Genomic DNA, 11,785 nt, shown 5'->3' on the forward strand with positions numbered 1-11,785 from the left:
CACGTTTGCAAGAGTAGCTTAACTGGCTTTTGTTTCTTTTATCATTCTGCGAGTATCTTCCTGCGGAAATCTATAATATCAAAAATATCAGTGCTTCCGTCGCCGTTAAGGTCAGCGGATCTGAACTGCTTTTCGTTGAATGTATATGTTCCGTGGATATATTTGTTCATAAGAACGATATCGCCTACGCTGAACTGTCCGTCGCCGTTGATGTCGCCGTCCTTATAAATAAGGGTGTCGTCCAGTTCCTCGAATTCTATGCCGTACATCTGAGCATAAGCCTCAGCCGTAGAGCCCTTGTAGCCGTGGATAACTGTTTTGCCGACAGGTCTGGAATCAAGTTCTTTTATCTCATAGGCTAATGTTCTGTAATCTGTACTGTTTTCCTGTATACCTACCAGTTCGTCAGCCGCCTTATAGTGTACCGGACGTATTGTCTGGTCGCCTGCGCAGATCTCGCATTCGGGATCGTAGATATAGATGTCACGAAGGAACAGCGCGTTCTTGAATGCGTCATAATCGATCACATGGGAGTATACATCGGCTCTTACAGTTTTCTTGTCGGTGGAGTTCACCATTTCCCAGCTCATTCTTGTAACGCTGCCCGGAATAGTGATATTTCCGTGTCCTGTTATACTTGCAACGCCTTCAGTACCGTCTTTTATGACGATATCATTTGCTTTTTCATCGACCTGAACGAGCCAGCCCTCAAAATATCCGAGCCCGTTCTCATATTCGACAACAGGAGCCTCACAGAATGCGTTCAGTCCGATGTGCTTAACGCTTGAGGGGATATGTACGTCTGTCAGTGATGTACAGCCGTTGAATGCGTTGTCGCCGATTATATCCAGCTCATCCGGCAGATTGATGCTTTTGAGCTTGCTTGCGCCGCAGAAAGCGTTTCTGCTGATCACAGTAATTCCGTCGGGAAGTTCCACGCTTTCAACATTTTTGAGGCTGTGGAATGCGCCTGTGCGTATCTTCACAACGCTGTCCGGAACGGTTATTTTTGTTTTATCGTAATCTGACGGAACTTTTATGAGCTCTGTCATGTCCTTGCTGTATATTATTCCGTCGACAGAAACCAGATACGGATTATCTTCACTTACTTCATAATATGCGGTATTGTCATACTGAAGGTCATTATTGTCATCAATGAACTGTATAGTTGCAGGAAGCTTGACTGTACCTGCCTTGAAATTGCAGCCTATAACAAATGATGTTACAGGTACTCCCTTTATTTCATCGGGGATAACAACGTCCTTTGCGGTCTCATTATGCTCGCTGCTTAATCTTGCGGTAGCTACGGAATCACCGTATATCCAGTATGTTACGTCTCCCTCGTCATATATCTCTGGACCTACATTGACTGACGGAGGTACGAACGCATCAAATATCCTTCTTTTTTTACGTGCGTATTCCTCGGCTGTAGAGCCTTTATATCCGCGTATGATCGTATCATACTTTGCGGGATTGCCTATCTTTATAGGTGCTTTGTATACATTTTCAACTGGCTGTGCAACTGCATATCCTGATTCGTACTCAAAAAGATTGTTGTTCTGAGCATTCCTTTCCTTGACTTTCTCCATGTACTTTTCTAATTTTTCTTTCAACACGGAAGAATTTACATGAACCACTTTCGCTATATCATAATCGTCATCATCTTCATCTTCATCAATTTCGATCAATGCGGTCTGTACAGCTTTCTGAACCGAGTTGGCTGCAACACTTGCTGCGGCTACGCGGGTGTGTTTTACAGTATAATCATTCTCTTCGGTATTATCCTTTTCTTTGGGAGCTTCTTTCGGCTCTCTCCAATAAGCGGGGAGGCTCATCGCAGCGTCCTCTATAACGCAGTCGGGGTCTGTTATCCATATTTCCTTTATGGTCGTACAGCCAAGTGTACGTTCAGGAATAACAGGGCAGTGGAATTCTACCAGTTCAACACGCATATACAGTCCGAAAGCAAGGTATCTTCCGAGGTGGATAACAGATTCGGGCACTGTGATGACTTTCAGCTTGTTCTTTGAGACGAAGAGTCCTTCGATCGTACCTACTGTGCCCATACGTATATCAGCACGTTCTATATCTTTATCCGCGTTCACAGCCCACCTGTCAACGTAGTGTATGCCGTCCTCGTTTTCGACAGCTCCGGAATCTCTGAAAGCTTCACCGTACATATATTCAACAGAGCCCGGTATCTTTATGCTTTTCAGAGCCTTTGTGCCCATGAAAGTTCCTGGGTTTATAACTTTTACACCGTCAGGGATATTTATGTCTGTAAGGCTGATACAGCCTGCGAAAGCTCCTTCGCCTATCTCTCTTATATTATAGCTTACCTTTATCTTAGTAAGCTTCTGGCAGGATATAAAAGCATACGGTGCAATCGTTCTTGCTTCGTCGGATATCGTTATCTCTGTGGCGCTTGCCGAAGGCGGGAAAGCTACGACAGTCTTCATATCCTTGCTGTAAAGTATACCGTCAACGACTGTGAATGACTCGTTGTCCTCGGTAACAGCTATTTCTTCAATAGTCTGCTCTGCAACATCATACCATTCCATAACACTGACGTTCTTGCCGAGAGTCAGCTTCTTTATCTTGGAACAGTCCCCGAATGCACCCCATTCTATACCAACAACAGGAATATCATTGATGGTATCGGGAACTGTGAATTCTTCAATGCTTTCGTCACTGACATGATTAACAGCTGCATATCCCTTAAAGATACTGTAGGTGACGCCGTCTTTTTCTACAGTTGATGAACTGCTGCTGAAATCATATTCTGTGGTGGCCTCTGCCTCTGAAACTGCCTCTGCAGCCGCGTTGAACGGCACAGCTGATACAGAACCTGTTATAACAGTCAGTGCAGCAAGAATTGAAATAAATCCCTTGATTTTCATAGCAGTTTACCTCCAGTATTGAAAATTTATATATAATATATTATATCAGTTGAATTTCTGTATGTCAATCATTTTATTGCGGAGTTGTTTACGGGCTTTTTTCGGTGGTGCAGTAAACATAATGAGTAAATATCTTACTTGACACAAAATGTTACGGTGATCGTCCTCCGTATGAAAAGATACGGAGGAAATGAAACATCTGTATGATATGGCTGCTTCGGATAAGAGAATCAGATCAACAAGGACTGTGTCCGTGATAAATGCGTAGCAGCCCCTTAGGGCTGCTTTAATATGTATTCGTTTAAACCTTAGGATCAGTTATGTGAAAGTTGCAATTTTCTTTTCGGGAGGTTCACATTCATATAGATCAGCAATTCTCAGGAGAGGTATATCAATGTTTTCATTCTCATGGTGCTGAACTGTTATTTCAGCTGTTACAGTTACCCATTTCTCTTCCTGAACGCTGTAATATTTGTTGTATAACGCAACAAACCAGCAGAACTCCATATCCGCTTCACAACAGGTCATTATATATCTTCCTACTGCGAAAACATTATTGGGGAGCTCAGGGCGTGAAGATATTATTGCCTTGAACTTAACTGTCTTACCGTGATACTTCTTTGCTTCACTCATTATGTCGCTGTACCAGATCGCATAATCAGTATCCTTTATGACTATGGTCGGAGCTTCGATATCAAAGGGGAGGGGATCTTCGATGTCGTCAACTATCATCATACCGTTGTCGGCTTCGTAATATATCTCAGCTTTTCTGTTGATCGAGCGTATGATCTTATGAAGCTCATTGACATCGGCTCGGTTTGCATAGCGATTGAAAATTACAACATCACTGACATTGACCTTGTCTATAACGAGACTTCCGAGGTTTTGGGTATAACTTTGAAAGGTCGAAGCTTCGGCGATGAATACTGTCTGGAAAATCTTCCAGTTTGCGGGCTTGTTAAGCAGCAAGTCCGTAAGATGCCACATACCGTTATATTCGATAAGTATTTTATCTGCGTCACATTCGTCTGATAGCTTCAGGAGCAGCTGTTCGTCAAGCTCTGACTTATCCTCTATAGTATGAAGTTTAATACTTTTACCGCCAAACTGCGACAGATCATATTCCTCTATCCCTTCTTCACAGGTGACGAGAAGAATGTTCTCATCAAGTCCGAAGCGTTTATTGGATATTGTTTCCTGTATAAACTGTGTTTTTCCTGCTTCGAGAAAACCGAGAAACAGATATACGGGTATTGCCTTGCTGCTCATATAGTCAGGCATCTTTCGAGTTTTGCAAGAATATCCGCTTTTTTGTATCCCTTTCCTATGAATACCAGCTGATTGATACGGTCGCCGTATCTGTCGTCCCAGTCATCTTTCAGGTCAGGATAATTCTCGAACATGACATCAAGCTCCTCCTGCGGACAAGCTGCAAGCCACTCGTTCAGCTCCGTAACGCTTGCGTTTCTGCCAGCCTGCTCAAAGAGCTGTATATGTACATCGTCATCTGCGAACCATACATAACCCTTTGTACGGATAAGCTCCTTTGGGTATTCATCAACCAAGTCCATGAATTTATCGCGGTCAAAAGGGCGGGGCTCCTCAAAGACAAAAGAGGTTATACCGTATTCGTCCATGCAGGCTTCCTTGTCTGTGGGCTCATTGGTATTGAGAGCACGCTGTACAGATGATGAAGCAAGTACCGCATGATAGTCGAATTCTTTTCCGTGCATTATCTTTTCTGTATCGACTTCGCTGTTTACACAGGGGATTATCTCAGCTTCTGACTGTATATCGCGGATAGCTTTTGTTACTTCTTCTGTCTGCTCAGCACTTAGCAAGTCTGTCTTGTTAAGGATTATAAGGTTACAGAACTCTATCTGGTCGATAATAAGGTTGATGATATCGCCTTCTTCGGTATCGTTTTCCATAGAGAGCTCACGCAGGAACTCGCGGTAGATACGGTCAGCGTCAACAACTGAAACAACTGAGCTCAGATATACGTTTGTGCCGGGGTTATCCTCAGTGTAGACCACGAATGAAGCGGCAATATTTGACGGCTCGCTGATTCCCGAAGCCTCTACGAAAACCGCTTCGATATCTGGAAGCTGAGAGATACGCTCTATCTCAGCTATGAACTCGTCCCTGAGAGTACAGCATATACAGCCGTTCTGAAGCTCGACCATTTCAACAGAAGATATCCGGTCACGGTTTTTATTGAGGAGAGCAGCGTCTATGTTGACGCTGCCCATATCATTTACGATAAGTGCTATCTTACGCTTTTCCTGTTTCAGCAGGTTCTGCATGAGAGTGGTCTTTCCGGAACCAAGATAGCCTGTGATAAGTATAACTGGAATTTTGTTTTTTGACATAGTGTACCTCGTTTCATATCATGGAATTGCAAACTTTCTCGTCTATATGATATCTCTTTCCGAATGTTTTACAATATGTTTGCCTCTTCCAAAATTGAAAATGATTATCATTATCATATTAGCTTTACTTATTATATCATACCAAATGTGAATGTCAATACTTTCAAAATTTTTTTCACACGCTTTTCACAATTGAGAATGATTATCAAATTCTGACTTTATAGTGAAATGCCTATATTCCCAAAAAAATGGAGGCAAAGGTCATGAAGTTATACGGCATGGCAGCACTGCATATAATCCAAAGGAAGGAAGTGAACTCAGTGAAAGAAATATTACATACAAAAAGCAGTTTCACATCGCAGAATACGGAACAGATCAAAAAAAGTGTTACTGCGAAGGTTGAAAAGCTGATAAACAGTCATCTCAAAAAGCTGTGCTGAAATATAAGCGATAAATGAAAAGAGGCGTTGCGGTCAATGCCGAAAGTGGCTATATACTGCCGTTTATCCATAGAGGATAAGGACAGGGCTGAGAACGGCGCAAGTGCAAGTATTCAGAATCAGAAAGCCATGCTTCGTGATTACTGCCATGAGCGTGACTGGGAGATATTCGATATTTATATTGACGACGGCTACAGCGGCATTGACCGCAGCCGTCCTGAATTCAACAGACTGCTGCTGGACTGCGAGGCTGGAAAAATCGACATTGTACTATGCAAGGATCAATCCCGTTTTTCGCGTGACACAGTGGTGATCGAGCAGTTCATAAATGACAGGTTCATAGAGTGGGGGATACGCTTCATCGGAGTTGTCGATAACGCCGATACCGAGAGCGAAAGTTACTCCACAATGCGGCTGTTCACCAGTGCCTATAACGAGATGTACGTCAAGGATATATCAGCCAAAATAAGGCGTACTCTCGCGTATAAACGTGAGCAGGGGCAGTTTATAGGATCATTTGCTCCCTATGGTTATCAGATAGACTCAAACGATAAACATCACCTTGTTATTAACGAGGAGACTGCGTCGGTTGTAAGACGGATATTCGATATGTACGTCAGCGGAGATGGCTATCGCAGGATAGTGCAGAAGCTGAACGGAGACGGCATTGTAAGTCCTACAGAGTACAAGCGTCAGAAGGGTTCCCGTTATGTAAACTGCAATGCTGATTCGAGCAATGCGAAGGGACTCTGGACACAATCTACTGTTGTAAGAATTCTGCAAAACGAGATGTATACAGGTACGCTTGTGCAGGGAAAATCCCGCAACATCAGCTACAAGAACAAGAAACGGAAAAAGGTGGAGCAGGCTGACTGGATTCGTATTCCCTGCGCTCATGAGGCTATAATAGATGCTGAGACATGGTCGCGTACTCAGGAGCGTCTTAACAGCAATAGCAGGGCCGGAAAAAATTCACAGGAACTGTCTCCGCTGTCGGGCAAGGTCAGATGTGCCTGCTGTGGACGTCCTATGAAACGTAATGTTTATTATAACAAGGCTAAGACCATTAAGTATTACGGTCTGCAATGCGCCACCTACAAGACAGGGGCAATGAACTGCCCAAATAAAACAAGTATCAGCGGTCTTGTCCTCGAAAAGCGTATTCTTGACGAGCTTAACGCTATCATAGAGCAGTTCTGTCAGCCTGACGAGCTACAGATAACAGATATTTACTGTGAACAGCAAAAGGAGCTTGAACGCAGGCTCAGTATAGCTGTGGAAAGGCATAAACAAGCTAAGGAGCGCCTTTTGAAGATGTACAAGGACAAACTCGACGGCTTGCTGTCAGACGAGGACTATGCCGTGTTCAGACAAAGCCTCAGCAATGAGGAAGAAAAGCTTTCTGAACAGGTAGCAGAAGTAAGTGAAAAGATAACGGAGTTACGAAAGCGTCAGAGAAATGCCGAGGGGCAGAAGGCATTGATCAGGCAGTATACCCACTTTGAAAAGCTGGACCGCAGTATCGCTGACGAGTTCATCGATTATATCGAGATAGGGGAGACCTGCGAGACCGGCGAGCGAGAAGTACATATACACTGGAAGCTGTAGCGGTTTGTCCGGAAAAGACGTACCGCTATTATTATGGTATTTACTTTTGAAAAACACGAAATCGTGATATAATATACCTGCAAAAGACTATTTTAAGCCAATTACCCAACTCAGTTCAAGTTGACGCACCACATGGCGGTATTGATGGCGGATGCACATCTGCGGAGGGAGTTCCGGAAAAGGGGATAAATCTTGATATAATGCTGCGGCTCCGTGACCTGCTTGAAGTAAACGGCTATGAGGTGAAGGTCACAAGGGAAAGCGACAAGTCGATACACGACGCAGGCATAGAGGGGATAGCGGAGCAGAAAAGCTCTGATATGGATAATCGTCTTGCAATATTTAATGAGAGCAGCAATGCGGTGTGCATATCTGTACATCAGAACCAGTTCACCGACCCGAAGTACAGCGGAGCACAGATGTTTTACTCAGGCAGCAACAGCACCAGTGAGGTGCTTGCGGAGATGCTTCAGGAGAGGTTCAGGAGTCTTTTGCAGCCTGACAATAACCGTGAGATAAAGCTTTGCGGCAAGGAGCTGTTCCTGTGCTATTACAGCAACAATCCAACGGTAATGGCTGAATGCGGCTTTTTGTCGAATCCTGAGGAGGCGGCTCTGCTGAATACTGAGGAATACCGTGAAAAGGTAGCCTTTACGCTTTTCAGCGGCATAAACGATTTTGTAAACCGTAAAAGGTAAAAAACGGGAGCATAAACGCTCCCGTTTCCGCATATTATTGTACATCAATGGCTGCTGTCCAGTGCCCTTTGACTTCAAGAGGCTGATCGGCTTTTTTTCCGCCGAGGAACGAGCTTACAGCTATAGCATAGCTGCCGCTCTTAAGTTTGCCGACAGGTATCCTTATCTCTGCCTCGCCATTTTTTATCATGGCAGGAATTATCTCTCCGCAGCTCACCGCTGAGCCGTCCGTTTGGTCGGTGATGCCGAACTCATTGAGGTCAATTGTCTCAAAGTCCCTGTATGGCAAAGAATCAGGATCGCTGAATACGACCTTTACAGTAATTGTTTCGGGCTCATATCCCAGAGAAACATTTATCTCGTTATCGGCATTTTCATAGACCGAACCTGTTACCGTGCCGAACATAGTTGTCTTGTCGCGGAAATATCCGCTTTTTGATACTGCATAAGCTCCCGTTCCGGCAATGGCAAGCATGAGCGGAACTGCAACAGCAGCGGCTGGAAATTTTGGTTTCATAGCTCGTGAAACTCTCCTTTCGCTGAACTCTTTGATAAAGTCGTCGTTTAGCTCCTGAGGAGCTTTTTCTTCATTTTTAAGGGCATATTGTACAAGCAGATCAATATCTTTCATAGCCTTTTTCCTCCAGACCTGTTTTTATGGCTTTTCTCGCTCTGTTAAGACGGCTCTTTACCGTGCCGGGCGGTATATGCAGCTGTTTTGCGATCTCTTCCGCTTTCATGTCTGCGAAATAGAACATATACGTTACCGTCCGCAGCTTTTCCGGCAATTGAGCAATAATAGCCTTTATGCTGTATAATACTTCCTTTTGTTCGGTCTCTGCGATCAGGTCACAGTCAGAGCTCACAGCAGCCGACAGCTCATCGTCAAGGGAATACGCCGCCTTTTTTCTGCGGCACAGGTTTTTGTTCAGCCGCACTGCTATGCCTATGACATAGTTGCGCGCTGTTTTAAGCTCCTTTGCAGATATTCCCTCACACTCCATTTTGGCAAGCATTGACATGGCTTTCATAACGGAATCATGGTAAAGGTCTTCCGCGGAGCTCCTTTCGCCTGTAAGATGACAGCAGAAGCCAAAGATAGAATCTCCATACAGTTCCAGCAGTTTTTCAAACTGAATCTCTGTCATTCGGTGCACCTCCATTTTCTATCTTCTGTTATATATTGTCATCAGCGGCGAAAAGGTTCAAAAAAAGCGCACAAAAAGTGCGCTTTTACGGATATTAAAGATGTATCATGCTTTTTTCTGCTCATCGTAAGCCTTGCGGACGGCGATACAGAGCTGATCGGCGCATGAGGTGCCTCTTACGCCGCAGGTATTGCCCTTGAGCTTCGCCTCGATTTCCTCGACAGTCCAGCCGTCAAGCACCTTTGAGAGAGCTTTCAGGTTGCCGTTGCAGCCGCCGGTGAATGAGATATTTGTGATGACGTTGCCCTCGATATTGAAGCTTATCTCCTGTGAACAGACCTTCTGGGTTTTGTATTTGTAATTCATAATTGACTCCTTTTTACATACAGGTTTATTTTATACCATAATTTTATAACAAAAAGCGGAGCTTGTCAATGAAAGAATACTGAAATCTGAGTGAAAAACGCCTTTTGTGACAAAAGTGTTATTATTTCCATGAAATAAAATGTTTACAAATGGCGGGAAATATGATATTATATACTTGCAGAAAAAATATCATGGAGGAAGAAATGGCAGACAACAAAAGACGTATACGGTTCAGGAGCATAGCTATCCTTGAAGCCGTGATAATATTGATTCTTGTTATCGTCCTTATATTTGTGGGACTGATACGCGGCAGAGGAGATGCTGTGCCCGCAAATGCAAAAAATGAAAAGCAGCAGGTCCGCAGAAGGGCGGTCATAGAAAAAGAGGAAGCCTTCTATCAGCTTGACGGTAAAAAGATACTCATGCAGGACAATACATACGGAGAGATCTTTGTGCCGGTCTATTCGGATGTTCCGGCAAGCACCATTGACACGGACAAAATAACCATGCGCAACGGTTATGCTTACTACATGGAAAACGGCGAGGCAGTTTCAACTACCGGTGTTGACGTTTCCGAGTTTCAGGGAGAGATCGACTGGACTCAGGTAAAGCAGGCGGGTATAGACTTTGCCTTCATACGCATAGGCTACCGTACTTATGGCGACGGAATAATTACATATGATTCAGCTTTTCAGCAGAATATCGAGGGAGCTCAGGCAGCCGGCATAAAGGTGGGCGCATACTTCTATTCGCAGGCGACCAATGCCGACGAGGCTGTTGAGGAAGCCGACGCTGTAATAGACGCACTGGCGCCTTATGATATCACATATCCCGTGGTTTACGACTGGGAGATAGTACATGACGCTGCACGTACCGATGAGGTCAGCGTTGAAGCTCTTGCGGACTGCTGTGTGGCTTTCTGCGAAAGGGTAAAGGATTCGGGATATACGCCGATGATATACCAGAATAAGGCTACATCCATGCACAAGCTGGATCTTCCCCGTGTGAAGGATTATGATTTCTGGCTGGCTGAGTATGATGAAAAGCCTTCCTACTACTATGATTTCAAGATATGGCAGTATTCCAGCACCGGAAGGATCCCTGGAATAGTGGGAGATGTTGATCTCAATATCTGCTTCAGACCATACTGAAAAACGCCGATAACTCTATGTCAAAAAGCACTCATAAGCATTAACAAAAAAGACGGCCCGCGGACCGTCTTTTGATTTTATGCATTTAAATATGACCTCACAAGGACCTGTAAAAGCTCGTCACGGTCGATGTGACGGATAAGGCTTCTTGCATTGTTGTATGTCGTGATGTATGTAGGATCCTCGGAGAGAATATATCCTACTATCTGATTAACGGGGTTGTAGCCCTTCTGCGTCAGAGCGTCATAGATAATGGTGAGATTTTTTTTGAGCTCTGCCTCTTTGTCCTCGTTGACGGAGAATGTCATTGTTTTATCGAACATAATATCAGCCTCCCGCTGTTGTGGAATACTTCTGATGGAACGCTATGGATCAAACAAGAAGCTTGTTATTATTATAACCTAAATACGGCGGCAATGCAAGTATAAATCGTAATTTTTCCCGATTTGAACGAATTTTATTTATTAATTTAGGAATTTTGCACAGCAGGGGGAGGTCGTGAAAAGTCATATCGTGCCGAAGTTCCACAAAACATTCTAAAAAGAAGTATCGGTCAGTTCGCAGACTGAGATCACGAATCCGCCGTTTCCGACTATATACTGCCGGAAGCGGCAGTCTGTTATGTTTGATCTTATCATGCCGTTTTCAAAGCTGAACTCTACTGTGTTCATCGGGTAAGAGATACCGACACCGATTGCCTTGACATAGGCTTCCTTCAGTGTCCAAAGCCGGAAAAAAAGCTCATTTTTCTTGCCTTCTCCGGCATTTTCGACCATTGAGCGCTCACTGTCTGAGAAGACCCTTTTCATCACGTTAGGACGGTATTCTCTTATCCTTTCACAGTCTATTCCGCACTCGCAGTCTGAAACGATGCAGGCGGCTATCCCGTCGGCGTGGGAGAGATTATAGTGTATATCAGGACGTTCCGTGAGGGAAGGCTTGCCCATTTTTCCCTTTGATACCGGAGTATCTTCATTATAGTCTATACGGTACGGGCGCAGGCACTCCCTGAGAAGCCTGTGTGCATGGCTGTGCAGTTCACGTTTATCCATATCCTTTATCGAGATCATAAGCATATTCATCACCACCCGCATTATAACAT

11 protein-coding genes are annotated in these 11,785 nt (G+C 44.3%); 3 read left to right on the top strand and 8 right to left on the bottom strand.

Translation table 11 applies throughout. The features are described from left to right. Positions 1 to 41: 41 nt before the first annotated feature. The 3 genes from QZZ36_RS03860 to QZZ36_RS03870 form a co-directional block, all read right to left on the bottom strand. Positions 42 to 2,900: a leucine-rich repeat protein gene (locus QZZ36_RS03860; protein WP_295077038.1), complete on the bottom strand. Its 2,859-nt coding sequence runs from the start codon at positions 2,898 to 2,900 to the stop codon at positions 42 to 44. Between the two features lie 318 nt (positions 2,901 to 3,218). Continuing rightward, positions 3,219 to 4,169 (bottom strand): GTP-binding protein, encoded by a 951-nt coding sequence (locus tag QZZ36_RS03865; protein ID WP_295077041.1) that lies wholly within the window; start codon positions 4,167 to 4,169, stop codon positions 3,219 to 3,221. After that, complete coding sequence (locus QZZ36_RS03870) at positions 4,166 to 5,272, bottom strand: GTP-binding protein (RefSeq protein WP_295077044.1); 1,107 nt, start codon at positions 5,270 to 5,272, stop codon at positions 4,166 to 4,168. The genes QZZ36_RS03865 and QZZ36_RS03870 overlap by 4 nt, the downstream gene beginning before the upstream one ends. A gap of 476 nt (positions 5,273 to 5,748) precedes the next feature. Here QZZ36_RS03870 and QZZ36_RS03875 point away from each other — a divergent pair, with 476 nt between their 5' ends. Both QZZ36_RS03875 and QZZ36_RS03880 read left to right on the top strand, forming a co-directional pair. Then, on the top strand, positions 5,749 to 7,320 hold the full coding sequence (locus QZZ36_RS03875; RefSeq protein ID WP_295077047.1) for a recombinase family protein: 1,572 nt from the start codon (positions 5,749 to 5,751) through the stop codon (positions 7,318 to 7,320). An 89-nt stretch (positions 7,321 to 7,409) separates the two neighbouring features. Beyond that, on the top strand, positions 7,410 to 8,018 hold the full coding sequence (locus QZZ36_RS03880) for an N-acetylmuramoyl-L-alanine amidase (RefSeq protein WP_295077202.1): 609 nt from the start codon (positions 7,410 to 7,412) through the stop codon (positions 8,016 to 8,018). A gap of 34 nt (positions 8,019 to 8,052) precedes the next feature. Here QZZ36_RS03880 and QZZ36_RS03885 read toward each other — a convergent pair whose 3' ends face one another. The 3 genes from QZZ36_RS03885 to QZZ36_RS03895 all read right to left on the bottom strand — a co-directional run bounded on the left by QZZ36_RS03885 (position 8,053) and on the right by QZZ36_RS03895 (position 9,532). Continuing rightward, positions 8,053 to 8,649, bottom strand: a complete 597-nt coding sequence (locus tag QZZ36_RS03885) for a hypothetical protein (RefSeq protein ID WP_295077050.1) — start codon at positions 8,647 to 8,649, stop codon at positions 8,053 to 8,055. Continuing rightward, on the bottom strand, positions 8,636 to 9,166 hold the full coding sequence (locus QZZ36_RS03890) for a sigma-70 family RNA polymerase sigma factor (protein WP_295077053.1): 531 nt from the start codon (positions 9,164 to 9,166) through the stop codon (positions 8,636 to 8,638). The genes QZZ36_RS03885 and QZZ36_RS03890 overlap by 14 nt, the downstream gene beginning before the upstream one ends. Positions 9,167 to 9,271: 105 nt before the next feature. Then, a complete protein-coding gene (locus QZZ36_RS03895; RefSeq protein ID WP_295077058.1) occupies positions 9,272 to 9,532 on the bottom strand; it encodes a TIGR03905 family TSCPD domain-containing protein in 261 nt (86 codons plus the stop codon). Between the two features lie 203 nt (positions 9,533 to 9,735). Between QZZ36_RS03895 and QZZ36_RS03900 the strand changes: the two genes are divergently transcribed. After that, positions 9,736 to 10,683 (top strand): glycoside hydrolase family 25 protein, encoded by a 948-nt coding sequence (locus QZZ36_RS03900; RefSeq protein WP_295077063.1) that lies wholly within the window; start codon positions 9,736 to 9,738, stop codon positions 10,681 to 10,683. 77 nt (positions 10,684 to 10,760) lie between these two features. Here QZZ36_RS03900 and QZZ36_RS03905 read toward each other — a convergent pair whose 3' ends face one another. Continuing rightward, the gene (locus tag QZZ36_RS03905) at positions 10,761 to 11,006 is read right to left on the bottom strand and encodes an IreB family regulatory phosphoprotein (RefSeq protein WP_295077066.1); all 246 of its coding nucleotides are present in this window, start codon (positions 11,004 to 11,006) and stop codon (positions 10,761 to 10,763) included. A gap of 213 nt (positions 11,007 to 11,219) precedes the next feature. Continuing rightward, entirely contained in the window at positions 11,220 to 11,759 is a 540-nt protein-coding gene (locus QZZ36_RS03910) for a 4'-phosphopantetheinyl transferase superfamily protein (RefSeq protein ID WP_295077070.1), read from the bottom strand. Positions 11,760 to 11,785: the final 26 nt, after the last annotated feature.

The organism is Ruminococcus sp. (genome assembly GCF_016287535.1).
GTDB lineage: Bacteria > Bacillota > Clostridia > Oscillospirales > Ruminococcaceae > Ruminococcus.

What these genes read in the sequence shown, in the direction of transcription:
- QZZ36_RS03910 (WP_295077070.1), bottom strand. Translation starts at nt 11,759, where the DNA reads ATGCTTATGATCTCGATAAAGGATATGGATAAACGTGAACTGCACAGC.
- QZZ36_RS03860 (WP_295077038.1), bottom strand. Translation starts at nt 2,900, where the DNA reads ATGAAAATCAAGGGATTTATTTCAATTCTTGCTGCACTGACTGTTATA.
- QZZ36_RS03905 (WP_295077066.1), bottom strand. Translation starts at nt 11,006, where the DNA reads ATGTTCGATAAAACAATGACATTCTCCGTCAACGAGGACAAAGAGGCA.
- QZZ36_RS03875 (WP_295077047.1), top strand. Translation starts at nt 5,749, where the DNA reads ATGCCGAAAGTGGCTATATACTGCCGTTTATCCATAGAGGATAAGGAC.
- QZZ36_RS03895 (WP_295077058.1), bottom strand. Translation starts at nt 9,532, where the DNA reads ATGAATTACAAATACAAAACCCAGAAGGTCTGTTCACAGGAGATAAGC.
- QZZ36_RS03885 (WP_295077050.1), bottom strand. Translation starts at nt 8,649, where the DNA reads ATGAAAGATATTGATCTGCTTGTACAATATGCCCTTAAAAATGAAGAA.
- QZZ36_RS03870 (WP_295077044.1), bottom strand. Translation starts at nt 5,272, where the DNA reads ATGTCAAAAAACAAAATTCCAGTTATACTTATCACAGGCTATCTTGGT.
- QZZ36_RS03900 (WP_295077063.1), top strand. Translation starts at nt 9,736, where the DNA reads ATGGCAGACAACAAAAGACGTATACGGTTCAGGAGCATAGCTATCCTT.
- QZZ36_RS03865 (WP_295077041.1), bottom strand. Translation starts at nt 4,169, where the DNA reads ATGAGCAGCAAGGCAATACCCGTATATCTGTTTCTCGGTTTTCTCGAA.
- QZZ36_RS03890 (WP_295077053.1), bottom strand. Translation starts at nt 9,166, where the DNA reads ATGACAGAGATTCAGTTTGAAAAACTGCTGGAACTGTATGGAGATTCT.